Source organism: Mannheimia pernigra, from assembly GCF_013377995.1.
In the GTDB taxonomy this organism is placed as follows: domain Bacteria; phylum Pseudomonadota; class Gammaproteobacteria; order Enterobacterales; family Pasteurellaceae; genus Mannheimia; species Mannheimia pernigra.
On record NZ_CP055305.1, the window covers coordinates 123,040 to 147,462 of the forward strand.

At 37.3% G+C, this 24,423-nt stretch carries 24 protein-coding genes and 3 pseudogenes; 12 read left to right on the forward strand and 15 right to left on the reverse strand.

What is annotated here, in order from left to right; all coding sequences use genetic code 11:
- The first annotated feature begins 26 nt into the window (after positions 1-26).
- A pseudogene (locus HV560_RS00615) lies at positions 27-403 on the forward strand (hypothetical protein).
- 22 nt (positions 404-425) lie between these two features.
- On the opposite strand, the gene HV560_RS00620 reads toward HV560_RS00615, so the two are convergent.
- The 4 genes and pseudogenes from HV560_RS00620 to HV560_RS00635 form a co-directional block, all read right to left on the reverse strand.
- On the reverse strand, positions 426-1,259 hold the full coding sequence (locus tag HV560_RS00620) for a nucleotidyl transferase AbiEii/AbiGii toxin family protein (RefSeq protein WP_176811917.1): 834 nt from the start codon (positions 1,257-1,259) through the stop codon (positions 426-428).
- Positions 1,226-1,696: a hypothetical protein gene (locus HV560_RS00625; RefSeq protein WP_176811918.1), complete on the reverse strand. Its 471-nt coding sequence runs from the start codon at positions 1,694-1,696 to the stop codon at positions 1,226-1,228. The genes HV560_RS00620 and HV560_RS00625 overlap by 34 nt, the downstream gene beginning before the upstream one ends.
- A 57-nt stretch (positions 1,697-1,753) precedes the next feature.
- Positions 1,754-2,176: a hypothetical protein gene (locus tag HV560_RS00630; protein WP_176811919.1), complete on the reverse strand. Its 423-nt coding sequence runs from the start codon at positions 2,174-2,176 to the stop codon at positions 1,754-1,756.
- 8 nt (positions 2,177-2,184) lie between these two features.
- Positions 2,185-3,085, reverse strand: a pseudogene (locus HV560_RS00635) (transposase).
- A gap of 206 nt (positions 3,086-3,291) precedes the next feature.
- On the opposite strand from HV560_RS00635, the gene HV560_RS00640 reads away from it, so the two are divergent.
- The 7 genes and pseudogenes from HV560_RS00640 (at position 3,292) to HV560_RS00670 (ending at position 8,995) form a co-directional block, all read left to right on the forward strand.
- Complete coding sequence (locus HV560_RS00640; RefSeq protein ID WP_075620618.1) at positions 3,292-3,624, forward strand: helix-turn-helix domain-containing protein; 333 nt, start codon at positions 3,292-3,294, stop codon at positions 3,622-3,624.
- 35 nt (positions 3,625-3,659) lie between these two features.
- Positions 3,660-3,839 carry a hypothetical protein gene (locus HV560_RS00645; RefSeq protein WP_176811920.1) on the forward strand — a complete coding sequence of 60 codons (180 nt, stop codon included), beginning with the start codon at positions 3,660-3,662 and terminating at the stop codon, positions 3,837-3,839.
- Complete coding sequence (locus HV560_RS00650) at positions 3,829-6,231, forward strand: HsdM family class I SAM-dependent methyltransferase (protein ID WP_176811921.1); 2,403 nt, start codon at positions 3,829-3,831, stop codon at positions 6,229-6,231. The genes HV560_RS00645 and HV560_RS00650 overlap by 11 nt, the downstream gene beginning before the upstream one ends.
- A gap of 372 nt (positions 6,232-6,603) precedes the next feature.
- Positions 6,604-6,714 (forward strand): annotated as a pseudogene (locus tag HV560_RS00655) (IS1595 family transposase); the annotation flags it as partial.
- A 317-nt stretch (positions 6,715-7,031) separates the two neighbouring features.
- The gene (locus HV560_RS00660) at positions 7,032-8,105 is read left to right on the forward strand and encodes an IS1595 family transposase (RefSeq protein WP_176811922.1); all 1,074 of its coding nucleotides are present in this window, start codon (positions 7,032-7,034) and stop codon (positions 8,103-8,105) included.
- Positions 8,105-8,470, forward strand: coding sequence for a hypothetical protein (locus HV560_RS00665; protein WP_176811923.1), 366 nt, complete (start codon positions 8,105-8,107; stop codon positions 8,468-8,470). The genes HV560_RS00660 and HV560_RS00665 overlap by 1 nt, the downstream gene beginning before the upstream one ends.
- A 12-nt stretch (positions 8,471-8,482) precedes the next feature.
- Positions 8,483-8,995 (forward strand): hypothetical protein, encoded by a 513-nt coding sequence (locus HV560_RS00670; RefSeq protein ID WP_176811924.1) that lies wholly within the window; start codon positions 8,483-8,485, stop codon positions 8,993-8,995.
- A gap of 155 nt (positions 8,996-9,150) precedes the next feature.
- Here the strand turns inward: HV560_RS00670 and hemB are convergent, their stop codons facing one another.
- From hemB to ubiE, 7 genes are all read right to left on the reverse strand, one after another.
- Entirely contained in the window at positions 9,151-10,170 is a 1,020-nt protein-coding gene (gene hemB, locus HV560_RS00675) for a porphobilinogen synthase (RefSeq protein WP_176811925.1), read from the reverse strand.
- A gap of 70 nt (positions 10,171-10,240) precedes the next feature.
- Positions 10,241-10,993 carry a twin-arginine translocase subunit TatC gene (tatC, locus tag HV560_RS00680; protein ID WP_176811926.1) on the reverse strand — a complete coding sequence of 251 codons (753 nt, stop codon included), beginning with the start codon at positions 10,991-10,993 and terminating at the stop codon, positions 10,241-10,243.
- Between the two features lie 10 nt (positions 10,994-11,003).
- Positions 11,004-11,621 (reverse strand): Sec-independent protein translocase protein TatB, encoded by a 618-nt coding sequence (gene tatB / locus HV560_RS00685; protein WP_176811927.1) that lies wholly within the window; start codon positions 11,619-11,621, stop codon positions 11,004-11,006.
- 3 nt (positions 11,622-11,624) lie between these two features.
- Positions 11,625-11,873, reverse strand: a complete 249-nt coding sequence (gene tatA / locus HV560_RS00690; RefSeq protein ID WP_176807406.1) for a Sec-independent protein translocase subunit TatA — start codon at positions 11,871-11,873, stop codon at positions 11,625-11,627.
- Between the two features lie 103 nt (positions 11,874-11,976).
- Positions 11,977-13,614: a ubiquinone biosynthesis regulatory protein kinase UbiB gene (ubiB, locus tag HV560_RS00695; protein WP_176811928.1), complete on the reverse strand. Its 1,638-nt coding sequence runs from the start codon at positions 13,612-13,614 to the stop codon at positions 11,977-11,979.
- Positions 13,614-14,243: a ubiquinone biosynthesis accessory factor UbiJ gene (locus HV560_RS00700; RefSeq protein ID WP_176807408.1), complete on the reverse strand. Its 630-nt coding sequence runs from the start codon at positions 14,241-14,243 to the stop codon at positions 13,614-13,616. The genes ubiB and HV560_RS00700 overlap by 1 nt, the downstream gene beginning before the upstream one ends.
- 10 nt (positions 14,244-14,253) lie before the next feature.
- Positions 14,254-15,030 carry a bifunctional demethylmenaquinone methyltransferase/2-methoxy-6-polyprenyl-1,4-benzoquinol methylase UbiE gene (ubiE, locus tag HV560_RS00705; protein WP_176807409.1) on the reverse strand — a complete coding sequence of 259 codons (777 nt, stop codon included), beginning with the start codon at positions 15,028-15,030 and terminating at the stop codon, positions 14,254-14,256.
- A 407-nt stretch (positions 15,031-15,437) separates the two neighbouring features.
- On the opposite strand from ubiE, the gene corA reads away from it, so the two are divergent.
- Both corA and HV560_RS00715 read left to right on the forward strand, forming a co-directional pair.
- On the forward strand, positions 15,438-16,391 hold the full coding sequence (gene corA, locus HV560_RS00710) for a magnesium/cobalt transporter CorA (RefSeq protein WP_176807410.1): 954 nt from the start codon (positions 15,438-15,440) through the stop codon (positions 16,389-16,391).
- A gap of 66 nt (positions 16,392-16,457) precedes the next feature.
- A complete protein-coding gene (locus tag HV560_RS00715; RefSeq protein WP_176811929.1) occupies positions 16,458-18,260 on the forward strand; it encodes a DUF4153 domain-containing protein in 1,803 nt (600 codons plus the stop codon).
- Between the two features lie 43 nt (positions 18,261-18,303).
- Here the strand turns inward: HV560_RS00715 and HV560_RS00720 are convergent, their stop codons facing one another.
- Together HV560_RS00720 and HV560_RS00725 are read right to left on the reverse strand one after the other, a co-directional pair.
- Positions 18,304-19,308 (reverse strand): ornithine carbamoyltransferase, encoded by a 1,005-nt coding sequence (locus HV560_RS00720; protein ID WP_176811930.1) that lies wholly within the window; start codon positions 19,306-19,308, stop codon positions 18,304-18,306.
- Positions 19,309-19,383: 75 nt separating this feature from the next.
- Positions 19,384-20,223 (reverse strand): PhzF family phenazine biosynthesis protein, encoded by an 840-nt coding sequence (locus HV560_RS00725; protein ID WP_176811931.1) that lies wholly within the window; start codon positions 20,221-20,223, stop codon positions 19,384-19,386.
- 168 nt (positions 20,224-20,391) lie between these two features.
- On the opposite strand from HV560_RS00725, the gene HV560_RS00730 reads away from it, so the two are divergent.
- On the forward strand, positions 20,392-21,726 hold the full coding sequence (locus tag HV560_RS00730) for an anaerobic C4-dicarboxylate transporter (RefSeq protein WP_176808963.1): 1,335 nt from the start codon (positions 20,392-20,394) through the stop codon (positions 21,724-21,726).
- An 85-nt stretch (positions 21,727-21,811) separates the two neighbouring features.
- Here HV560_RS00730 and HV560_RS00735 read toward each other — a convergent pair whose 3' ends face one another.
- Positions 21,812-22,489, reverse strand: a complete 678-nt coding sequence (locus tag HV560_RS00735; RefSeq protein ID WP_176811932.1) for a ComF family protein — start codon at positions 22,487-22,489, stop codon at positions 21,812-21,814.
- A 116-nt stretch (positions 22,490-22,605) separates the two neighbouring features.
- Here HV560_RS00735 and HV560_RS00740 point away from each other — a divergent pair, with 116 nt between their 5' ends.
- Positions 22,606-23,418, forward strand: coding sequence for a Cof-type HAD-IIB family hydrolase (locus HV560_RS00740; protein ID WP_159628580.1), 813 nt, complete (start codon positions 22,606-22,608; stop codon positions 23,416-23,418).
- 43 nt (positions 23,419-23,461) lie between these two features.
- Here the strand turns inward: HV560_RS00740 and HV560_RS00745 are convergent, their stop codons facing one another.
- Entirely contained in the window at positions 23,462-24,385 is a 924-nt protein-coding gene (locus HV560_RS00745) for a DMT family transporter (protein WP_176807416.1), read from the reverse strand.
- Between the last annotated feature and the right edge of the window lie 38 nt (positions 24,386-24,423).

Consider the following 24,423-nt stretch of genomic DNA (forward strand, 5'->3'; position numbering starts at 1 on the left):
ATTTTCACTCAATAGGGATTTTTATTATGACACAAAAGTTACTCAAACACGAGTTAGTTGAACGATTACTTCAACTGAAAGAAAAGCAAGATTTATTAACGGTGCAAATGCAACTTTTAACGCAAGAGATTAGCGAATTGACCGATCCATTTATGCCGAAAACACCGAAAAGCCAGTCTGTGATTACCGCTCGTTTAATCGCACAAGTATTAAGGGAAAATCAGGATACGTGGTTAGTATGTGGAGATATCGCAGAACAGGCATTACGGTTAGTGGGGCAACCGCAGTTTGTTGATGTAGGTGATAGCTATTATAAGGTGGTAAAAAGAATGTTGTTGCGGTTAGCAAAAAAGGCTTGGTTGAGCGTGCAGGGTTTCATTGGCGGTTGAAATTGCTAAAATAGCGACATTTTGTCGCTATTTTTATCAAGGTTTAAATTTTAAGGTTGAAGAAATCGACTGCTTTTGTTCTTCTTTTGTGCTTGTTGCTGAATTTAATAAACTTTGAAAATCACGTTGCGAACTTGTCATTATGGCTTGCATTGCTGGGTGATTTTGCATAAGTTCTGTTTGCTTATTTAACCAAATTTCATTAGCAATATCATTCAAGTTAAGAGCAATTTGCTCTACGTCCATAATTTTATTTAGTAGTGGATCGGCTTCTATATCTTCTCTATATAAACTTACGAGCTTATCAGGATCTTGAACAAAATTACTTAACCGTTCTGCTAGGTCTGGTGTGAAGTGTTCAGCGTATTGTGTGGCTAAAAAATGCAAATCAAATAAATCACGCCCTTTGGTTCGTGTATTTTCCCCGTCATAAGCCGCATTTAGTTTATTATCAATAATCCGATCTACCGATGAAAAGCGAATCCCATCTTTAATCGTAATTTGTTCATCAGGTGTTGGGGTTCGATAGGAAATTTCTATTTTTAACGAATCCTTGATACCTGTATCACGAATATGATAATTAACTACATAACGGCTTACGGTATCTGTATCTTTTTTCACATTGATATTATCAATCACAATACCTTGTGGAGCCGAAGATTTAATTTTATTCAGCAAATTTAATTTCTTTGACGAATCAAAATCTAAATCTTCTGAAAAACGGTTTAAGCCATAACCTAAATAAAGTGCTGTTCCACCTTTTAATACCAACGGTGTATCAGAAAGGTTTTTTAAAATATTGATCATTAACTTTTCGTGATATTTATCACGTTCTGTTAATAGCTTGTTATTGGGTTTTTGTGTTTCCATAGCATTAAATTTTCTCTTTCTTGTTCGGTTAAGTGCGGTTCAATTTGGTCAAGTAATTGATAAACCGACAGTTTATCTTCATCACTCGGGAACCAATCATCTAAAATAACACGCCCAATGGAGCCTGTTTGCAACACAGCCGTGTAAAGATAATCGACACAAGCTCTTGGGTGGTCAGCAAGCCAAACAGGACTGTTTTCAGGGAAATACCCCATATCATTGAGCCTTTTTGTACCGTCAATAATCCCAATATCGCCTAAAAGATGATGGGTATTTCGTTTTTGACCAAAGCCATAAATATAAAAATCTTGCGGATATGCATTGTCATTTAATGCTGCCGCACTATGCCAATCGCCTGTTCCATTGGGGCTATGAATATTGAGAGCCACAAGACTGCTCACATAGCGATTGGTTTGTGTTGGGGGAATGAGTAGCATAGTTTGTCCTAAAATCAACCAGTTATATCTGAATTATCGTTAAAATCTGATTTTATATCAATGGGTTTTCCACTGCCAATAAACTTCTCTACGGCTGATTTGTGTTCTTGTAATCCAACCACGCTGATAAAACGCATTTAACTGCTTACGCACGGAATCCAAATGTTTTTCTGATGGAATGCCTTGTGTCTGTTCAATATCAAAAATTCGTAGGGTAAGCTCGGTAATGGTAAAGGCTTTATTCGGTTCATCACGCATTATCTGAACAAGATACTTTCGGATTTTCCCTTTGAATAATTTATACCTATGGCGATAAATGAAGTTTTCCGTGTTATAACGTGCTATATCTTCTTCCGCTTTCATTAAATCAATGGCTTTTTGAACGGTAGCAATCTTCACATCTAATAATGCTAAATGCTCTAGCACTTGCTTACGTTCAAAGACAAGGGCTTTTAGTTTTTGGTCAAGTTTATAAGCCATTATTATTCCTATTGCCAAATCACTTCTTGATGAACAATTTTTCGTTGCCAATAGCCACACCATTCATTATTTTCATTCGTGGTATTTAGGCATTTGCTTAGCACATCTTTGAACTGCCAACCATTTGATTTTCTACGATGATCTTCACGGTAAGCTACTTCATTAGCATAATTGAGTAAATAGGTATTACTCATTTTATGGGTTTGTCCGTAGTACATTCGTTTGAAGGGGCTAAAGAAACTTTCCGCTTGATTGTTGGTTACACCTAAATCACTACGATATTCTTTTTTGTGATTGACGGTACGTAAATCATAATTCAGCAATAATTCACCGTAAGCATTACTTTCATCAGTATTGATACGGCTCTTTTTCTCAATATAAGCATTAGCAAAAGAATTAACAACAGATTGCGTTTCCAAATGGGTAACAAAGATGTGTGAGCGTTTTGCCCCACGATTTAACTTATCCACTTCCCCTGATAGGGGTTGTAAATCTCGCTTATCTAATAAGGCTTTGCGGATTTTATGCGACAGCACAAACGCCGTACGGTAATCGCCGTACGGTAATTGACTCCCGCATCACGAGCCAGTTGTAGTGATGAAATACCTTTGGCGGCATTCACAAATTTGGCGATGATGTAGAGATAGGTTTGCAGCGACTTCTTGCGATTGGCAAAAATCGTGCCTGATGTAATGCTAAACGTATGATTACAATGTTTGCATCGCCACTGCTGCGAGTAGAGATAAAATAAGCTTTATGTTGTACACTGCACTTAGGGCAAACCACCACGTCTTTACTTCCCCAGCGTAACTCGCACAATAAGCTAAACGCTTCATCATCAGATAGGCGAGCTATCTTAATAGATGAAAGCGTGCGAGCTTTGCTGGTTAAAAGAAAGTGCTGGGTCATTGTAGTTATTTCTGATGATATATGTCTGATTAGGTTAATAATTTAAATTGCAAATTTAAATTGCCGTAAAACTTTTAATTGCCAAAAAATTATGTTATTAGAGTATTTCATACACGCTCAAACGTGATAAAATATTCCTCATTTAATGTCAAATATACGCTCATTTGCGATATTTGTCAATCTAGTATTGAAAATGGAACGCTCAAATGTGCATATCAGAAAGACTGAGACAAATTTGTGAAGCGAAAAACTGGAAAATTAAAGATTTTGCAGAACAGACTGGCATCGCTTACCGCACACTACAAGGTTATGTTGGCGGTGAACGTGAACCTAATGCAGAAGGAATGACTGCCATTGCTAAAGCTGGAGTGAATTTGAACTGGCTGGTAAGTGGTGAAGGCGAAATGTTTCAATCTGAACAACAAAAAACTGTAATGTCAGAGCAAGAAACGAAATTAATTTCAGACTACCGCACTATGCCTGAAAACTTAAAAGATGCTTTCTCAATTTCTTTTAAAGAAATTTCAGAGAAACAGTAATTATTACTTGACATACTAAAATAGGGATCTCAAAAATGTTCAACGCAACGCAACGCAACGCAACGCAACGCAACGCAACGCAACGCAACGCAACGCAACGCAACGCAACGCAACGCAACGCAACGCAACGCAACGCAACGCAACGCAACGCAATAATTTACGTTTATTCATTCAACCTTGCAAATTTACTTTTGGAGGTTGCTAATGAAATCTAAACATTCAGAAACAGAAACAGAATGGTTATTCAAAGATCTTTTGAATGAGAATGGATATTTAGGTGATGACGATTTAATCGTTGAATTTAAAGATAAAACAAAAAATGAAAAAGTAAAGAAATTACTATCCAATGCAAGTAAAAAAGGCAATCGAAATGGTATCCCTGACTTTATCATTAGATCACATAAATATCCCGATATTATTTTTTTGATTGAATGTAAACCCGATATTCGTTTTCATGAAAGTAAAAATAGAGATAAATATGCTGGATATGCAGTTGATGGAGTTTTGCTTTATTCATCTTTTGTATCAAAGGAATTTGATGTTTTATCTATTGCAATCAGTGGAACTCCTAGTGATTACAAAGTAGATGCTTTTTGGCAGCTAAGAGGTACAGATAATGTTAATCATGTTGATGCAGATAAACTTTTACCATACAAAAATTACTTACGTTTAATTTTGGAATCAGACGAAGCATTTCGTAGAGATTATAATACTCTTTTATCTTATGCTAAAACATTAAATGCTGATTTACACAAAAAGAAAATTAAAGAATCAAACAGAGCTTTACTAATTAGTGGCGTATTAGTAGCATTGCAGAATAATGTTTTCAGAATTTCTTATCAAGAAAACAAAACATCAAAAGACTTAATTACAGCTTTGTTAAATGCCATATCATCTGAATTAAGATCGGATGAATTAAAAAATAAAAATGCAGATACGGTTTTAGGAGCATTTAATTTTATTCGTTCAAACAAAACTTTTGAAGATAAGAAAACTGGGCTTGCTAATTTGTTATCTGTAATTAATTCAATTAAAGATAATGTTTATACTTTTCTTGATAAATATAAATATATTGACACTCTCAGCCAATTTTATATTGAATTTCTACGATATGCTAATACAGATAAGGGGTTGGGTATTGTATTAACCCCATTACATATTGCACAACTTTTTGCCAAAATGGCTGGAGTAAACAAAGATACTGTTGTACTAGATAATGCAGCTGGAACAGGGGGGTTCTTAGTTGCTGCAATGGGGGAAATGATCTTAGATGCTGGTGATGATGAACAAAAAATTTTAGATATTAAGAGGAATCAGATTTATGGTATTGAATATGAAGACAGTATTCTTGCTCTATTAGTATCAAATATGATCATTCATTCTGATGGGCGTAGTAATATTTACTGGGGAAGTTCTTTCGATATTATTCCACACAAATTATTAACACATAAAGACAATAATAAAGAAAAAAACGAAGAAAGTAGAAAAATACCCAAACGTTATGAAGATATTGATTTAGATAAAAATAAGATAGATATTGGATTATTAAATCCCCCATTTAAAATGGCTACGGATGATATTGAAGAATTTGATTTTATATTTTCAAATTTAAACGCCGTAAAAAAGGGAGGTAAAGTTATAGCATTAGTCCCTGCCAGTGTTATTAATGATACAACTGGAATTAATTATATAAATAAGAAGAAGCTATTGGATAATCATACATTAGAAGCCGTTGTATCTCTACCAGAGGATTTATTTGCAAATAGTAAAACTTCTATAGTTACAGTTGGGGTTGTTATAACAGCTCACATTCCTCATTCTAAGTTAAAAGAAACTTGGTTTGGATATTGGAGAGATGATAAATTTGCAAAAACAAAAAATCTTGGCCGTGCTGATATAAATAATGAATGGTATGGTGAAAATAAACTTCAAGAACAATGGCTATCATCTTTTATTAATCAAAAAGAAGATTCTCAATTTAGTGTTAAAAGAAAAGTAACAGCTGATAATGAATGGTTAGCTGAAGCTTATTTAAAAACGAATTATAATTCTCTAACTATTGATACTGTGTTGAAGCCTTGCTATCAATATATGGCTTTTAGAATAGAAAATGGCAATATTGGAGATGAACAAGAGATTATTGAAATAATAAATAACGTAACATGTCTTCATTCAAAATTGAATGTTAAGCATCAAAAAAGGCTAGATGAAGTCTTTAATATGCATAACGGTGTTATTTCATCTAATGTTGAAGTCCAAGAAGATAAAATATCAAATGATTACTTACCTTACGTAAGACCATCTAAAAGACAATCTACTAGCTATGCTGGTTTTGTCGAAAGTAAAGCTGTCAGAGATGAAAAAAAATTTCCTGCTGGCACACTATATGTTTCAACTGATGGTGCGGGGAGTCATACATATGCTTATGTATCTATTGAAGAATTTATCCCAAATAGTAATGTTGTAGTATTAGAACCTAAGTTGGATATGAATTTAGAAACAAAGTTATTATATGCTGCATATATAACTGCAAACAGATTCAAATTTTCTTATGGTAGAAAACCTAAAGGTGAACGTTTGGGTGAGCTCCTGCTTCCAATTATTTAATTAGGAAGTAATCTACATTAGCCCTATTTTATGTCTATTATTTAAGTTCTTAGTACCTTTTTTATTTGACAAAAAAACAACGTAGTTCTATATTAAATACCGTTCATCATTGATGAACAATTTGCCAATGAACCATTTATTTATATTTAGCCTAGCTTCTTTCAAAGAAGCACTGCGAACCATATAGGCGTAGAAACCTTTTATTAAGGCTCCATTTTTGGTTTGCAAGTTGTTTATTATTAAAGCCCACGTATTTCTTGTGGCAGTACGGTATTCAAGGCAAAACGCTTTGAGCCGACCTGAAAATTCAAGTGGGCGATTTTTTATGTCTGGCGTTTAGCTTTGAGTGCCTTGTACACACAAGGAATACTTATGGCTCATTACTTACTTTCAAGCAAATCTAAAACATTATCCCTTAAACACATCTTCCGTCTAAGTGAAGATGAAGCCTTCCAACTTTTAAAAGCAAACCGTTGGGGAAATCTCTGATAGAATCATAGAAGTAGCACGTCTAAATTACAGAATAAGTCACTTAGGATAACCACTCAATATGTTTAAAATATCAGCAATTAAACTCATCAAAAAATTTCTCTTGACATAGCTTAGGCCTTTTTTGAACTGGTTATATTCAAAAATACAAAAAATTTCAAAAAACACTTGACAAAAGAAAGTGCTTGACAAGCACCCTATAAAATAATATCTTTTTGCCCACAGAGAATAGTCCCTTTATTATGACTTTGCTTTTTAAGCCTAAAAAGGCTTGAAAATTTCAGAGTTATAATGAAGGGATTTTTGTTTCTATGGCACAACATTTTCGGTTATCAGCGACAGCACGCCAACTATCTGTGGATAGCTTGGTGAGCTTGTCTGATGACGAGATTTTTCAGCTATTAAAACAAGCTCGTTGGGATAATGTAGATGGGATGAATGATGTTATTTGTCCGCATTGTCATACTCGCCACCACGCCTATTTCATTTCTACTCGTAAACAATGGCAGTGCAAACATTGCCAACATCGTTTTTCTATTACAGCAGGCACTATTTTTCAAGGTGCAAAACTTTCTTTGCGTAAAATTGTATTGGCAATTTTCTATTTTTCGACTGAAAGCAAAGGATTATCTGCTATTACGCTATCACACAAGCTCAACGTGCAATATAAAACAGCGTGGGTATTGCTGCATAAATTTCGTGAATCGCTTGATAAAGCCAAAGATTTAACACATTTAAGTGGCGAAGTTCATATTGATGGAGCTTACATGAACAACTACATTCGTCCTAAAAACTTTCTCCATAAACGTATTGATAGACGAAAGAAACGTTATCAGCGTGCAGATAAATCTTGTGTATTGGTATTCCGCCAACGTGCCGCTAATCAAGAAGTGATGAAAGGGGCTGATAGAAGTATTGTAGCCTTAATTAAAGAAGAAAATACGCAAGATATACTTCATTTAACGCAACGTCTAGTCAAGCAAAATAGTACCATTCATGCTGATGAAAACTCTGCTTACGACAGTTTAGCCTTTCATTATGATTTATGGCGAGTAAACCATTCGAAAGAGTACTGTTCGATTGACGGCGTAACGAATAACCTAGCCGAATCCTTTTTCGCACGGTTACGGCGAGCAATTACAGGTGTCTATCATAAGATGAACAATAAATATCTGATGTTTTATGCAAATGAAATAGCGTGGCGAGAAGATAATCGCCGAAAAAGTGTAAAAGAGAAATTTGAGCAATTACTAAAATGTTGCTTAAACACCTTACCATCACGAGATTTTACAGGGTACTGGCAAGGCAATAAAAAACCAGAAGCTAAGTTTGGCTTAGAAAGCCTATATGCTTCAAATGACTTTCACTATTCATTGGTGGCATAATGCAAGCATTTATTTTAATCTACATTCTTACATTAAATGTCTTTTATCAACGAGTAAAACGACTACGCTTTTTCTACTATGTAATGTTATTGGCGATCATCATCACAATAAGCCATTACTTGATTGTGAATTATCAAGATACGCCAATATATTATGCCATAGCAATAGGCAATACTTGGGTAATATTGCTTGAACTCATCACGCTTATCGCAGGCTTAATTTATCGATTTGGTTATTTAAAAACACCTATCCCTGATGCAAATACAATTTTGACAATGCCTACATTGGCACTCTTTCCCTATATTAGCCTATGGGGAAAGATGAAAAATGAACATATTGCCTATTGGGAAAATTTCACTCGTTAATAAGGAAAAACAATGACAGACACATCACTTAACGTTGATTTACGTAAAATGTCCTATGAAGATTTTAAGAAGTTTATGAAAGGATTAGCGATGATTTATTCAGAATCCACTTTTGATTTCAGTTTCTTTTCCCTGCATAAATCCTTGAGTAGTATCGCCAAACAAATAGATCGTCCGCTATATAGCTTATTTACCATTTATGGTGCGTACGAAATCGCAGATAATCAAGTGGTGTTAGCCATTTTTGATATATGCATCAACCTTGATGACGATGAAAGTGAAGAAAACAAAAGACCTAAAGTAGAAGTGAGCTTTGCAGAAGATACCACTCGTTTGCGTTGTCCAATGAGTGTAAGAGATTTACTCACTCAATCAGATTATGTATTACGAGCAGAGCAAGCCTTTCCCCGAATAATGGAAGAAATGCTCTTGGAAAGGGAAAAAGAAAGACGAAAATCAGCACCTATCACGTTTACTGATGAAGAACTTGAGTTACTATTAGAAGGTAGCATTCCATTTGAATAAACAAACATTACTAGCTCTAACTTATTAAACTAAAATGCCTTTAACTTTAATTAGTTAAAGGCATTTTTTATTGCGGTTAGATTTGAGTTTAGGCTTTGTGCAACTGCTACATAATACCGGATTTTTTGCAAATTTCACCGCTTGTTATTTATCCATTATTTTGCTGACGCATCTTCATACAACCACCTCGCGACACGTTTAGCAAAGTAAGTTAAAATACCATCCGCTCCTGCTCGTTTAAAGCAGAGTAACCCCTCCATAATGCACTCACGCTCTTTTAGCCAGCCATTTTGAATCGCAGCCATATGCATTGCATATTCGCCCGAAACTTGGTAGGCAAAGGTTGGCACACCAAAGTTTTCTTTCACCCGCCACACCATATCCAAATAAGGCATTCCTGGTTTTACCATAACCATATCCGCCCCTTCTTGAATATCAATTGCCACTTCGTGTAAGCCCTCATTACCATTCGCAGGATCAACCTGGTAGGTATATTTATTGCCGCCTTTTAAATTACCAGCAGAACCGACAGCATCACGAAATGGCCCGTAGTAGTTAGAAGCGTATTTTGCGGAATATGCCATAATTTGAGTATTAACAAAACCATTTACCTCCAACGCTTCACGAATTTTGCCAATTCTTCCATCCATCATATCACTTGGTGCAACAATATCCGCTCCTGCTTCTGCGTGGGATAAAGCCTGTTTTACTAACACCTCAGTGGTTATGTCATTGAGCACATAACCTGTTTCGTCAATAATGCCGTCTTGTCCGTGAGTAGTAAACGGATCTAAGGCGACATCGGTAATCACACCAAGCTCAGGATATTTCTCTTTTAATGCACGAACCGCTCGCTGTGCCAAACCTTCCTCGTTGTACGCTTCTTCTGCCATTAATGATTTTTTTGCATTGCCCACCACAGGGAAAAGGGCTACCGCAGGTACGCCATATTTCACGAGTTCTTCCGCTTCAATTAAAAGTTGATCGAGAGTTAAACGTTCCACACATGGCATTGAAGGCACTGACACACGCTGATTTTCACCTTCAATCACAAACACAGGATAAATTAAATCATTTACAGTTAATTGGTTTTCTGCCACTAAACGACGACTAAAATCGTGTTTGCGTAAACGACGCATACGGCGTAAAGGATATTGGGATTGAATTACTTGCATTTTAAATTCCTTAACTCCTAAAAATAAAGGCACAGCCTCAGGTGCTATGCCTTTTTAAATAAATAGACTATTACTGTGCAACCTGCTCTGATGGCTCATCATCTTTTGGCCGATAAAATTTAGCACACAGCACCCCCACCTCAAACAGCAAACATATTGGAATTGCCAATAAGGTTTGAGAGAAAATATCAGGTGGTGTGAGAAACATACCAATGACAAAAGCAGCCACAATAATGTAAGGGCGTTTTTCCTTTAAATCTTCAGGGGTTGTTACCCCTGCCCAACACAATAAAATGATAGCAACAGGCACTTCAAAACAGACACCAAACGCCATAAAAATAGTTAAAACGAAATCTAAATAGCTGCTAATATCGGTTGCCATTGTTACCCCTTCTGGTGCAGTTGAGGTTAAGAAACCAAAAACTAATGGGAACACCACATAATAAGCGAAAGCTACTCCACAATAAAATAACAATGTGCTTGAAACCAGCAGTGGGTAAACCAAGCGTTTTTCCTGTTTATACAAAGCAGGGGCAACAAAAGCCCAAATTTGATACAAAATAAAAGGCACAGATAAAAACACTGAAACCACAATCGTCAATTTAATGGGTGTAAAAAATGGCGTTGCAACATTAGTGGCAATCATCGTTGCCCCTTCGGGCAAATTTTCTGTTAAAGGAGTTGCCAATAGCGTATAAATATCATTTGCCCAATACACTAACGCACAAAACACGACTAAAATGCAAATAACACAGCGTAGTAATCGGTTTCTGAGTTCAATTAAATGCGAAATCAGCGGTTGGGATTCATCAGCGTCTGCCATACTCTTCCTCCTATGATGTCTTAGCTATTTCAGCCGTATCAGGCACTGCCAAATCATCGTCTGATGGATAGTATTTAGAAATATCAACTGGCTCTTCCATTTCGGCAAGTTCAGCAATTTCATCTGATGACAGCTCGCTTTCTGCTTGAGTAACATTTAACTGCTCAGACAAATCATCTACAAGCGGTTGCTTTTCCACATTTTTTTGCAATTCTTGAGCTTCTAACTTTTGGTTTTCTTGCTCAATTTGTTGCTGAATTTCAACAACCTGCTCATCCGTTAGTTTCAACACTGTTGCGGATGTAGTAGCATTTTTGTCAAACTCATTTTTGGCAGAGTGAATAGAATCTTGAAGCTGCGTGGCAGAGCTTTTTAGATCTTCCACCGTTTTACTTAACTCAGGCGAGAGAGAACTCAAATTCAGCTCTTCCGCCTTTTTGATACTCTCTTTTAACTCTTGCAGCTTAAGCTCTTGAGACAATTCATTTTGCACATTTGCGGCTAAACCTCGAATTGTACTAATCCAGCCCATTACGGTGCGAATTGCAATCGGCATACGCTTTGGGCCTAGAACTACTAAGCCCACAACCATAATTAGCACTAATTCAGAAAAACCTACATCAAACACGGATTAAACCTGCTCTTTATCTTTTACAACGGTTTGCTGTTGCCCTGTTGAAACGCTTTCTTTTACTTCAACCACTTCAACTTTTTCAACGTTTTCAAATCCTGCATCTTTTTTTTCATCAGACATTGCTTTTTTGAAACCCTTTACCGATTCGCCCAAGTCAGAACCTAAAGTGCGTAACTTTTTGGTACCAAAAAGTAAAACAATAATTGCCACTACAATCAGAAGTTGCCAAATACTAATACCGCCCATAAAAACTCCTTTGTTTAGTTTAGGTAAATAAAATCTTGCTTATTATATGCCAGTTTGGCATATAAAAAAGGGATTTCGCAAAAAATTATGAAAATATGACCGCTTATTTACGCTGTATCAAAATTAATAACAGTGGAAACAGCGTTAATAATGGCACACTTAGCCAAATCGGCAAAGATTCAAATTTCCAAAATGTGCCAAAGATCACAATTGCTGAGAGCGAAAGCACAATAAAACGACGATTAGTATTTAAATGCTGAGATTTCAAACTTTCATTGATTTCAGCTAAACGGAAGTTAATCTGCTTTTGTTGCTGCAAAGCTTTAAATAAGGCCTCAGGAAATTCAGCAAAATACTCACGATATTGCGGCAAACGCTGTTTTATATCCCGAATCATTGCTTTTACGCCAACTTGTTCATCTAGCCAATTTTGTAAAAATGGCTTCGCAGTTTGCCATAAATCAAGCTGTGGATAAACCTGTCTGCCCAATCCTTCGATATAGAGAAGCGTTTTTTGCAACAGCACCAGCTGTGGCTGCACTTCCATATTAAAATCTCTCGCTACATTAAACAGATTCAACAACACCTGCCCAAATGAAATTTCTGACAATGGTTTGGCAAAAATTGGCTCGCACACTTCACGGAAGGCTTGCTCGAATTTATCAATATCGGTATCTGGCGGTGTCCAGCCTGATTCAACGTGCATTAATGCTACACGGCGGTAATCGCGATTGAAAAAAGCCACAAAATTTTCGGCTAAATAACGTTTATCGTTATGATTGAGCGTGCCAACAATACCGCAGTCAATGCCAATATATTGTGGATTTTCGGGGTGATTTGGGTTCACAAAAATATTGCCTGCGTGCATATCCGCGTGAAAAAAACTGTCTCGAAACACTTGGGTAAAAAAGACCTGTACACCACGCTCTGCCAGCAATTTCATATCCGTACCGTTTGCTTTCAGTTCAGCAATATTGGAAACAGGAATACCGTAAATTCGCTCCATCACAATCACATTTTTATGACAAAAATCTTGATACATTTCTGGCACATAGAGCATTTCACTATTTTCAAAATTTGCTCTCAATCGAATGGCATTGTGCATTTCTTTGCGTAAATCAAGCTCGTCTAAAATGGTTTTTTCGTACTCTCGAACCACTTCTACCGCACGTAAACGCTTGCCATCATTCGATAATTTCGGAATAAGCTGGGCGATTTTATACATTAACGCCAAATCGGCTTTAATAACAGGCTCAATACCTGGACGAATCACTTTCAGCACCACTTCTTTGCCTGCAAGCGGTTGATTTTGATTAAATTTTGCCGTATGAACTTGAGCGATAGAAGCAGAAGCCAAAGCAGTTTCATTAAAATCATCAAACCACGTTTCTAAAGGTGCCCCCAAAGCCTGCTCAATAATTTGACGTGCAACGTTGCCATCAAAAGGCTCTACATTGTCTTGTAGCAAGGCAAGTTGGTCAGCCAACTCTGGCGCCAAAAGATCACGACGAGTGGCAAGCATCTGCCCCAACTTAATCCAAACAGGCCCAAGCTCTTGCAAAGCCAAACGCAAACGCACGCCATAAGGTTTTTCATTATGTTGATTTTTAACCCAAAACAACACCTTACGCCCTAGCCTCATTTTGCGAGTAAACGGAATATTCGGCATCGCCTCATCAATGCCATAGCGAAGGAAAGTGCGGATAATGTAATAAAAGCGTCGAGTATTTCTAAATTGCATTAATGAATTCCTAATTTTGCAAATTTTTGCTCTAATTTAACCGCTTGTTGGGCGAGTTCTGCTACTTGATCGTAGAAATGAACCGCTTGTAAGCGGTGTACCAACACTGGGCGTTCTTGCATTAAATTCTCAACTAAATGTTGGTTATTTAGCTCGAACTGAGATTTTATTTTGCCCGCCACTTTTTTCGCAAAATCAGTTGAGGCTTGTGCTAACACATCGCCAATAAAAGGGGAGAGTAGCTCCGCTGGGTCTTTTTCTAGCTGTTCGAGTAACGCGGTGAAATGTTGTAAAACTTGAATATCGCCGTGTAAAATAAGTGATTTATTATTAATCAGTTCGGTAAGTTTTTGCTTATCTGCCAGTTTTGGGAGCGTTTCAAACGCCAGTTGTACGGAACAATCAGGCTCTCCCTCATAATTGCCTAGCCAATCTATCCTCTTCTCACTAAACAGTAGAAAAAAGTCTATTTTGGGCGAAGTTAGTGCAATTTTAAGCACTTTTCCGTTCAGTTTTCGTAAATTCGGTTCAATATGCGGTGAGCGTTTGAGCAACGCATTAAAGGCGGTTTCAATTAAACCGAATGTAAATTGAGGGAGCATCAAATGTTGTTTGAGATTAGTTAACATAATGAAACCGTTAAAATTTATAGCCTCGGTGCAATGCCACAATGCCTGCACTTAAATTGTAGTAATTCACGCTTTCAAAGCCCGCTTGTTCCATCATTGCCTTGAGCTCATCTTGTTTTGGGTGCATTCGGATTGATTCCGCTAAGTAGCGGTAACTTTCGGCATCGTTTACCACAAGCTCACCTATTTTCGGCAAAATATTGAACGAATAGAAATTATAAAGCTGGCTAATTGGGTCGATAATCGGTTTTGAAAATTCCAACACAAGTAAACGACCGCCCGGTTTTAGTACTCGGAACATTGAACGTAATGCTTTATCTTTATCAGTCACATTACGTAAACCAAAACTAATTACAATGCAATCGAAAGTATTATCAGCAAATGGCAAGCATTCCGCATTAGCTTGTACATAACCCACATTACCAACCACACCTAAGTTGCGTAATTTTTCTCGCCCAACTTCAAGCATTGAGCTATTGATGTCCGCTAAAATTACGTCGCCTGTTTCGCCAACCATTCGGGAAAATTTTGCAGTAAAATCGCCCGTACCGCCTGCCAAATCCAGCACTTTTTGCCCTTTACGAACGCCACTACAATCAATGGTAAAACGCTTCCATACACGATGAATGCCAAAAGAGAGTAAGTCATTCATTAAATCATATTTGCCGGCTACCGAATGAAACACATTCGCCACAAGCTGCTGCTTTTGTTCTTTCGCAACGGTTTTAAAGCCGAAATGAGTGGTTTCTAATTGTTCAATTTGTTCGGATTGCTTAACGTCATTCATAGCCAATTCTCTTTCATTAAAATTTAGGTATAACCATAGCAAAAAAGCGGTCGATTTTCCTTAATATTTTGCAAAAATGTTGTCTCAATTTTGAAATGGTCAATTTCATCAAAAAATGACCGCTTGTACATTTTGCAGAAATTCAACAAATACGCCCATCACACCGCCTCGCAGACATTCTTGACCGATTTTCCTAAGTAAGCCACCGCTTTCTTGACTAAAAACCTCAAATTCTGTAACATTCGCACACTATTTTTTATTGAGGATTACACATCTTGGACAGTCATAGTCGATACTTAACACTTTAATCTATCTTGTCTAACCTCAAGTTACCGACAAGATCGGTAATGCTTTCCTAGTATCTTTGCTCCTTTTTGTTCTAGCCTCCTAACCATTCGGAGCTTAATATGATCCGTGCTTTTGGATTGGATAACGCTCGTTTAATCAGCGTTGATGAAACGAACCCCATATTATTAAATGATGCCATTTGGATTGACTTGGTTGATCCAACCGAGGCAGAACGTGGCGTATTAGAAAGTCGCTTAGACCAAACCCTTGCTGAAGAACGTGAATTAGAAGACTTAGAAGCATCTGCTCGTTTTTTCGAAGATGAAGACGGCTTGCATCTACACTCCTTCTTTTATTGCTTAGATGATGATGGTTATGCTGATATCGCAACCGTTGCATTTACTATTCGAGATGGGCGTTTATTCACTTTTCGTGATCGAGATTTGCCTGCATTTCGTTTATATAGAATGCGTTCACGCCGTGAAAAATTGATTGATAGCAATGCTTATGAATTATTACTTGATTTATTTGAAACTAAAATTGAGCAGCTAGCAGATGTCATTGAAGAAGTCTATTCCGATTTAGAAAAATTAAGCCGCGTGGTGTTAGATGCTAAACAAGAAAAAGATAACTTTAATGATGCACTTTCTCGCTTAACCGAATTTGAAGATGCAAGCTCAAAAGTACGCTTGTGTTTGATGGATACGCAGCGTGCGTTAAGTTTCCTGCTGCGTAAAACTCGTTTACCAAATAATCAGCTTGAACAAGCACGCGATATTATGCGAGATATTGAATCACTCCAACCGCATAATGAATCTCTGTTTCAGAAAGTGAATTTTTTAATGCAAGCAGCAATGGGTTATATCAATATTGAGCAGAACCGTATTATGAAATTCTTCTCAGTGGTGTCTGTGATGTTCCTACCTGCCACGCTAGTTGCTTCTACTTACGGGATGAACTTTGAATTTATGCCCGAATTACAGTTTAAATATGGCTATCCTATGGCAATTGGTTTGATGATTATCGCCGCCTCAGCACCTTATCTTTACTTTAAACGTAAAGGGTGGTTATAAAATACAACCTGTAGTTTGATACACTACAGGCTTTCTTATTCATGAAAAATAGATGAGGAAATATTTATGTTCAGCAAATTACATCTTTTTGGCGTGATGATGAAAAACGCGATCATCAAACACCCAATAGAAATTTTATTCGTTACCTATGTGACCGCAATATTGCTCCCTAACATAGGGGACTATAGCCTATTTAAGAAATTTGAAAATTTACTCGCCCTTGCTCCAATTTGCTTTATCGTGCTTTATTTAGCTCGCAATACTAAGGCTTATTGGCTTTTAGTGCTGCTGCCGATTGCAACTGCACTCTTTTTTAATGAAATCAAAATCGAACTTCTTGAAGATTCACGTTATTGGGCGATCGCACTTTGTATTTTCTTATGTTTAATCAGCCAGCATTGGCATAAAAATAACACGCATTTTGTCAGTGAAATGGTCAATAAACTCGTAAATATTGGCTTTGCTTTTGTATTAGCAACGATTATTTTTGCAGCATTAAGTTCGATTACTTTTGCCATTACCGAGCTATTTAATCTTAATAGTTACGACGATTCTCTATTCCAACGGTTTTGGGTATTTGCTATCATTTGGGCTTTCCCTGTTCTCTTTCTAACACTTGAGAACCAAGATTCTGCCGATGATTCTACCTATTTAAACCGCATAGGCGAAATGCTACTGAATTGGATTTTATCACCGGCATTGATTATCTATACTGCCATTATTTATGCTTATGTGGTTTATATTATTATCCGAGGCGAAATGCCAAATGGCGTGGTGGCAAACGTTGCATTCCCCTATTTAATTATTGGTTTGGCAATACAAGCGGTGCAATTATTGCTACAAAATGCAAAATGGCAGTGGTTCTATCGTTACTATGTTTATTTAGCCTTATTGCCACTCGCTTTAGTGTGGTATGCCATTTACATTCGCCTAAGCAATTATGGCTTAACTGAAGCCCGTATTTATTTAGCGATTGGAGCTATTACTTTATCCATCTGTTATGGATTATTGCTAGTACAACGTTTCGCTCAATACCGCTTATTCTCTGCAGTTTCGATTGCAGTCATTTTGATTTCAGTATTTGTTTTAGACCCACAACAAATGGCGATTAAAGACCAAACCCAGCGTTTAGATCGCTATTTGAACGAACATAACTTGCTAGATAAGAATAATAAAATCGATAAAGAAGCCGTATTTAAGCATAAACAATTACTAGGCGATAACCATGCTGAAATTGAACGTTTTGATTCAATGGTGAGCTATGTTGCAAGGGAATTTCGCTCTGAACAATTTAAAGAAAAATATGGTATTGAGTCATCTTATGAACTGATTAGCGAGAGAGATTATAATGAGAATCCACGCATCTTTGAAACCTCTGATCTCAGCCCTATTCGCTTAACCAAAACCGATATGGAAAATGTGAAAGAGTTTATTGTTCTTGAGAGAAGGTTTTATCGCCCAACCCATATCTATACTCGAAGAACCGAAGAAGATAGAAATCAGTGCCAAACGTTAATCTATCAAGGTTATGATTTTACCACTAATGAATTTAATGCGGATAATTATACCAAAACCGCCCAAGCCTGCGATGAAATAAAAGCCCCGACGGAGTTTATCATCGCCTTTAAAGGCATTGAACCAGAAATTCAATTTAATATAGACGATGAAGTGCGAAAAATTTTCGCTAAACACAAGTTAGACATTACGCAAACTCATCAATATGAAGTATTGGAAAACATAAAATCCGATCTACTTAACATTGATTTAGGTAGTGCGGTGTTATCACTGAGTGATATTCGACTTCAGTTTGAAGATAATATTGGCTATATGGTAGATAATTTCAGTATGAAATATTTGATGTTTAAATAACGAAAAAGCGGATTATTTTTTAATAATCCGCTTTTAATTTCAACTAAGCCAAGCTTGCCACCATCACCGCTTTAATCGTGTGCATTCGGTTTTCGGCCTGCTCAAACGCTACATTCACGGGTGATTCAAACACCTCTTCGGTTACTTCAATACCGTTTACTAATGCAGGATATTTTTCAGCGATCTCTTTACCAACTTTGGTTTCACAGTTATGGAATGCCGGCAAGCAGTGCATAAATTTTACTTTAGGATTGCTGGTCAATTTCATTAATTCAGGTGTAACACGATAAGGCATTAATAAATCAATACGCTCGCCCCAGCTATCTAACGGCTCACCCATTGAAACCCACACATCGGTATGCACAAAATCTACGCCTTTAACCGCTTTCTCAATATCTTCAGTCACGGTAATTCTCGCCCCCGATTCCGCTGCGAATTTCTGGCACATTTCCACAAACGAATCTTCAGGCAACAAGGCTTTTGGTGCACAAATTCGCACGTCCATTCCCAACTTCGCCCCGATTAATAGCAACGAGTTCCCCATATTGTTGCGAGCGTCGCCAATATACACATAGCTGATTTGACTAAGCGGTTTTTCACAGTTTTCGATCATCGTTAAAACATCAGCCAACATCTGCGTTGGATGAAATTCATCAGTTAAACCATTAAATACAGGTACGCCTGCATAATCAGCAAGCTCTTGTACAACAGATTGTTTAAAACCTCGGTATTGAATCGCATCATACATTCTGCCTAGCACACGAGCCGTATCTTTCATTGACTCTTTATGCCCAATTTGCGATGAGGTTGGATCAATATAAGTGATATGTGCTCCCTGATCGTAAGCTGCCACTTCAAAAGCACAACGCGTACGAGTTGAGGTTTTCTCAAAAATTAAGGCGATATTTTTGCCTTTTAACTTTTGTTGCTCTGTGCCTGCATATTTGGCACGTTTTAAATCACGAGCTAAATCTAATAAAAAACGAATCTCACGCTCGGTATGATTAACTAAACTTAATAAATGTCTGTTTTTTAGATTAAATGCCATTTTGTTTCTCCCTGTAAACATTAAAATAATTTTTATGCAAAATTATTGCATAAAAACGCAAAATAAAGCAAATAGTTAAGGCAAATAAAATTCGCCCTTACCAACTTCAATCACGTTGCCGCCCACAAAAATGGTGTTTTGACTATCCACTTTTAACGATAAACGATTTGGGCGGTGAATTTCATCACCTTGTGTAATGGTCAGATTGATTGGCGTTAAACCTTTTGCAATATGCCAACCGCCTAAATTTGCTGCTGCAGAGCCCGTGCCAGGATCTTCTACCACCGCACCTTGAGTAGCAAAAAACAAGCGAACTTTTGCTTCACTCCCTATTCTGTGCCAGACATAGAGACTATCTTTGATTACCTTATTATGTATAAATAAATTTGCATTTATTTTGCAATTTTCGACCGCTTGTTGAGAAGTTAGCTCAATCAGTAACTGTTCTACGCCAGTGTTTACGTAGCAAGGTTCGGAGGCAATATCACTAATATCAAGTCCTAAAATATCAGCACATTCAGCACAGCTTAGTGGTGCATTTTCTGACTCAACGCCATTTTTTAAGGCAAAGGTAACAAGCTCATTATGGTGTCGAATTTCCACCAAACCCGCGTTGGTTTCAAGCAGATAATCAGCTGGCAAATTCAAGCGTGAAGCAAGTACAAACGCCGCCCCCACCGTAGGATGACCAGCAAACGGCATTTCGTCATCAGGCGTAAAAATTTTCAGTTTTTTGACCGCTTGTAAATGAACTGAGGATTGAATAAAAACCACTTCGGAAAGATTAAATTGACGGGCAATAAGCTGCATTTCGCTCTGGCTCAAGCCATCAGCTTCATAAAACACCGCAAGCGGATTGCCACCAAAATGAGTTTCCGCAAACACATTCACTAGCTGATAATTATAACTTCTCATTTCTTTTCCTCTATAAATAATCAAATTCTATCATTTTGATTGTAAAACAACCAACTCTATTCGTTATTACCCTTTAGAGTTAGTTGTTTTTGATTTATTTCAAAGTTTTAACAAATGGTAGGGAGTAAACTTGCTTCCAGTGATTATTTTATTTTTATTGAGGTTCGTATGCTTTATGTAGAATTTTTACTTTTATTAGCATTTTTATATGCAGGTAGCCGTTATGGTGGTATCGGTTTAGGGGTTGTATCAGGTATTGGCTTATTCGTTGAAGTTTTCTTCTTAGGTATGCCACTTTCTGCTCCACCAATTAGTGTTATGTTAGTTATTTTAGCTGTGGTCACCTGTGCTTCTATTCTTGAAGCTGCTGGCGGTTTAAAATTTATGTTGCAGATTGCAGAACGCATTTTACGCAATAATCCTAAACGTATCACGTTCTTAGGCCCACTTGTTACCTATATTATGACATTGATGTTAGGTACAGGCCACTCTGTTTACTCTATTATGCCGATTATCGGTGATATTGCTTTAAAAAATAAAATCCGCCCAGAACGCCCAATGGCGGCGGCATCTGTTGCTTCTCAATTAGGGATTACAGGCAGCCCACTCTCTGCAGCAGTTGCTTACTATTTAACCGAAATTACAAAATTACCTGGGTTTGAAGGTGTTACGCTCTTAAATGTAGTGAGTGTAACCATTACAGCCACTTTCTGCGGTGTGATTGCAATGTCTTTATATAGCTTACGTCGTGGTAAAGAGCTTGAAGATGATCCTGAATACCAACGCCGTATGCAAGACTCTGCCTTGCGTAAACAAATTGAAGAAACCAGTGCAACCTCGTTAGATGAGCAATTACCTGCTAGTGCAAAAAATTCGGTGTACTTATTTCTAACCGCAATTGCGACTATTGTGGTGATTGCGATGCTTCCATCTATCAAACCAACAGTTGCAGCAACAGGTAAAGTTGCTGGTATGGATCAAATTATCCAAATCGTGATGCTTACTTTCGGCGGTTTAATCTTAATTTTAACCAAAACTGATCCCAAAAAAGTACCAAACGGTATTGTATTTAAATCTGGTATGGTTGCGGCAATCGCCATTTTTGGTATTGCGTGGATGAGTGATACCTACTTCACTTACGCAATGCCCTCATTCAAAGCAAGTGTAATGGAAATGGTTCAAGCCCAGCCTTGGACATTTGCTTTCGCTATGTTTGCGGTATCTGTCGTGGTAAACAGCCAAGCGGTAACCGCGAAAATGTTATTACCCGTCGGTATTGCGATGGGCTTACCAGCACCATTATTAGTTGGTTTAATGCCCGCAACTTATGCTTATTTCTTTATTCCAAACTATCCATCAGACATCGCAACAGTAAACTTTGACGTAACAGGCACAACCAAAATCGGTAAATACTACTTTAACCATAGCTTTATGGCTCCAGGTTTAGTGGGAGTAATTACTGCCTGTGTCGTAGGCATTACTATAGCGAATATATTAATCTAAAATAGGCATACGGCTTATTATTACTTATTCTTGAATTACATATAAGGGCGAATCATTATTCGTCCTTATATCTTAAGCCCAAAAGCTATGCTCTGGCTAAAACCCACACCTGAATTTCTTCAATGCCACTTTTCAATAATTCTGCACAAATAGCATTTAAGGTTGAGCCTGTTGTCAGCACATCATCAATAATAGCAACTCGTTTATACTTTTTTATCGGTTTATAATTAAAAGCTCTTTTTAAATTTTTACGGCGTTCATTTGCAGTGAGATCTCGTTGTGAAATAGTCTGCCGATTTCTTATTAAACTACTATTATCTAAAGGAATAGCCAACCATTTCGCCAACCAACGCCCTAACAATTCACTTTGGTTAAAGCCTCTTTTCCAATATCTTTGCCAAAATAATGGCACAGGCATAATCACTTCAGGCAATATCAACGCTTGCTCTCTCTGAGCTTGCTTAATAGCGAGTAACAATTGCCGAGCAAGAGCTTGATCGAGCCAATATTGTTGCTGCAATTTAAATCTATGCACCCAATGAGAAAGTGGTGATTTATACTCACCTACTCTAACTAACTTATGCCATTTCAGTTCATTTTTTAAACAGAATCCACAATAATGACGATACTCTAACGCACTCATTCCACAGTGGTAACAATACGGCTGACTTTTAACTAATTGTTGGCAACCACTACAAAAGCCGTGAGCGTCAATTGATAAAACGCTATCGCAATGAAAGCAACGAAAGCCAAATAAATTCATCTTTTCTCCTTTTCTTGTCAGATTATCAAACTTAGTGCTAATTTTTCGCACTATTTTTGTGACATTACTCGAAAAAAGAGTAAAATCTTACTATTAAAAATACAAAGGAAAAACAGATGAATAGACCACAAAAACCAATCAAAATTGTTTTTTTCGATATTGACGAAACCTTGTATGTAAAACACAAAGCCTACATTCCAGTATCAATTAGCGAACAAGTTCTGCCTCGCCTAAAAGCAAAAGGCATTATTCCTGCTATCGCCACAGGCAGAAACCACGGCTGTTTTCCCGAAGCCCTAAAGCCTTATTTAGATCCTGAAACTGGTTTTGAATTATTTGTTACTATCAACGGGCAATATAATTTCTATAAAGATCAACTCATCAGCGATTATTCTCTTAGCCGTGAGCAAATTGAGCGAATTATTCGCAAATCGAATGAATTAGGCATCGCTTATGCCTTTGTAACACCGATGACAATTGCGGTTTCTGAAACCAACCCCATCGTTCACGAAGCCGTTTTGCCTATCACGCCCAATTATTTAATCGATCCGCACTACCACGAAAAAGAACACATTGTCCAAATGCTATTGTTTTACACCAAAGCGCAAACACAAGCGGTCGAAAATAGTGGGATTTTTGCAAATGATTTAAAAGAAGCTCGTTGGCACCCAAATGCGGTGGATATTCTCAGAAAAGAAAATTCTAAAGCACGCGGTATTCAAGATGTATTGGCAAAACTGAATATTGATATTGAAAGCTCAATGGCATTTGGCGATGGATTTAATGATATGGAAATGCTACCCACTGTCGGCTTTGGTGTAGCAATGGGCAATGGCGAGCCAGAGCTCAAGGCTGTGGCAGATTTCGTCACCAAACCCATTGAAGAAGACGGTATTTTATACGCATTAGAAACGCTTAACGTGATTTAAATACAAGCGGTTGTAAATTTTCCTTCATTTACAACCGCTTGTATTATCTCCGCCTGAATAACCTATCGCCCGAAATTGCTAAAATTGCACCAACAACTACCACAACAGCACCGATATAACCTATCCAATTCATATCAGGCTCTGCAAACATTTCAGGGAAGAAATAATGTCCAAGCAATGAAAAAATCATAGTAAAAATCGGCAGCATCGTGGTGACTACGCTCACTTTTGAGGCGTCCCAATGATTAAGAGCCTCGCTGTAAGCACCATAGCCAATTACGGTATTTACACAACAAAAAATAAAACATATCCATAGGAAAACGCCTTCAATATGACCAATTTGGGCAGGAGAAGCAAAAGGCAACATCGTCATTGCACAACCACAGTAAATAACCATTAACGCTTGCTGTGGAGTAAATTTAGCTAGCAATAACTTTTGAGCAAAGGCATAAATAACCCAAACTAAACTCGCAGCGATACCAAATAAAATACCTAATGAATAGTCGTTAAGCTGCAAAATCTCACTGAATTTATCGTTGAAAAAAGCAATTAAGCCAATCATTAATAAGCTAGAACCTAGCTTTTGAAAAACACCAAATTCCTCCTTAAAAACCAGCACGCCTAGCAAAATCATTGTAAAAGGAGCTAACAGCCATAGCACCTGATTCGTTGTAGGAGAAATATAATTTAATGCTTGGGCAAACAAAAAGAAGTTTGCCGATAAGCCTAATATAGCCACAACAAACAAACCCAGCTCTTTTTTACTACAAGCGGCTAAATTTGGTAATTTTTTTGCAAATGCTAAAATGCAGAATAATCCCAATGCTGCGGCTAAAAACCTAAACCAAACTAGAGTTTGAGCGTCCATTGCTTTGATGACTTGCTGTGTAGCAATAGGCGATGTTCCCCAAGCAATTGCAGTAATTAAAGCAAACGAAAATCCTAAAAATGGTCTTTTTTGCTGCATTTTTCTTCCTTGTATTGAGAAATTGTAATTTTAGCATA

Bases quoted from the DNA above. Each gene is read 5' to 3' on its own strand.
- HV560_RS00620 (WP_176811917.1), bottom strand. From the start codon at position 1,259: ATGGAAACACAAAAACCCAATAACAAGCTATTAACAGAACGTGATAAA.
- HV560_RS00625 (WP_176811918.1), bottom strand. From the start codon at position 1,696: ATGCTACTCATTCCCCCAACACAAACCAATCGCTATGTGAGCAGTCTT.
- HV560_RS00630 (WP_176811919.1), bottom strand. From the start codon at position 2,176: ATGGCTTATAAACTTGACCAAAAACTAAAAGCCCTTGTCTTTGAACGT.
- HV560_RS00640 (WP_075620618.1), top strand. From the start codon at position 3,292: ATGTGCATATCAGAAAGACTGAGACAAATTTGTGAAGCGAAAAACTGG.
- HV560_RS00645 (WP_176811920.1), top strand. From the start codon at position 3,660: ATGTTCAACGCAACGCAACGCAACGCAACGCAACGCAACGCAACGCAA.
- HV560_RS00650 (WP_176811921.1), top strand. From the start codon at position 3,829: ATGAAATCTAAACATTCAGAAACAGAAACAGAATGGTTATTCAAAGAT.
- HV560_RS00660 (WP_176811922.1), top strand. From the start codon at position 7,032: ATGGCACAACATTTTCGGTTATCAGCGACAGCACGCCAACTATCTGTG.
- HV560_RS00665 (WP_176811923.1), top strand. From the start codon at position 8,105: ATGCAAGCATTTATTTTAATCTACATTCTTACATTAAATGTCTTTTAT.
- HV560_RS00670 (WP_176811924.1), top strand. From the start codon at position 8,483: ATGACAGACACATCACTTAACGTTGATTTACGTAAAATGTCCTATGAA.
- hemB (WP_176811925.1), bottom strand. From the start codon at position 10,170: ATGCAAGTAATTCAATCCCAATATCCTTTACGCCGTATGCGTCGTTTA.
- tatC (WP_176811926.1), bottom strand. From the start codon at position 10,993: ATGGCAGACGCTGATGAATCCCAACCGCTGATTTCGCATTTAATTGAA.
- tatA (WP_176807406.1), bottom strand. From the start codon at position 11,873: ATGGGCGGTATTAGTATTTGGCAACTTCTGATTGTAGTGGCAATTATT.
- ubiB (WP_176811928.1), bottom strand. From the start codon at position 13,614: ATGCAATTTAGAAATACTCGACGCTTTTATTACATTATCCGCACTTTC.
- HV560_RS00700 (WP_176807408.1), bottom strand. From the start codon at position 14,243: ATGTTAACTAATCTCAAACAACATTTGATGCTCCCTCAATTTACATTC.
- ubiE (WP_176807409.1), bottom strand. From the start codon at position 15,030: ATGAATGACGTTAAGCAATCCGAACAAATTGAACAATTAGAAACCACT.
- corA (WP_176807410.1), top strand. From the start codon at position 15,438: ATGATCCGTGCTTTTGGATTGGATAACGCTCGTTTAATCAGCGTTGAT.
- HV560_RS00715 (WP_176811929.1), top strand. From the start codon at position 16,458: ATGTTCAGCAAATTACATCTTTTTGGCGTGATGATGAAAAACGCGATC.
- HV560_RS00720 (WP_176811930.1), bottom strand. From the start codon at position 19,308: ATGGCATTTAATCTAAAAAACAGACATTTATTAAGTTTAGTTAATCAT.
- HV560_RS00725 (WP_176811931.1), bottom strand. From the start codon at position 20,223: ATGAGAAGTTATAATTATCAGCTAGTGAATGTGTTTGCGGAAACTCAT.
- HV560_RS00730 (WP_176808963.1), top strand. From the start codon at position 20,392: ATGCTTTATGTAGAATTTTTACTTTTATTAGCATTTTTATATGCAGGT.
- HV560_RS00735 (WP_176811932.1), bottom strand. From the start codon at position 22,489: ATGAATTTATTTGGCTTTCGTTGCTTTCATTGCGATAGCGTTTTATCA.
- HV560_RS00740 (WP_159628580.1), top strand. From the start codon at position 22,606: ATGAATAGACCACAAAAACCAATCAAAATTGTTTTTTTCGATATTGAC.
- HV560_RS00745 (WP_176807416.1), bottom strand. From the start codon at position 24,385: ATGCAGCAAAAAAGACCATTTTTAGGATTTTCGTTTGCTTTAATTACT.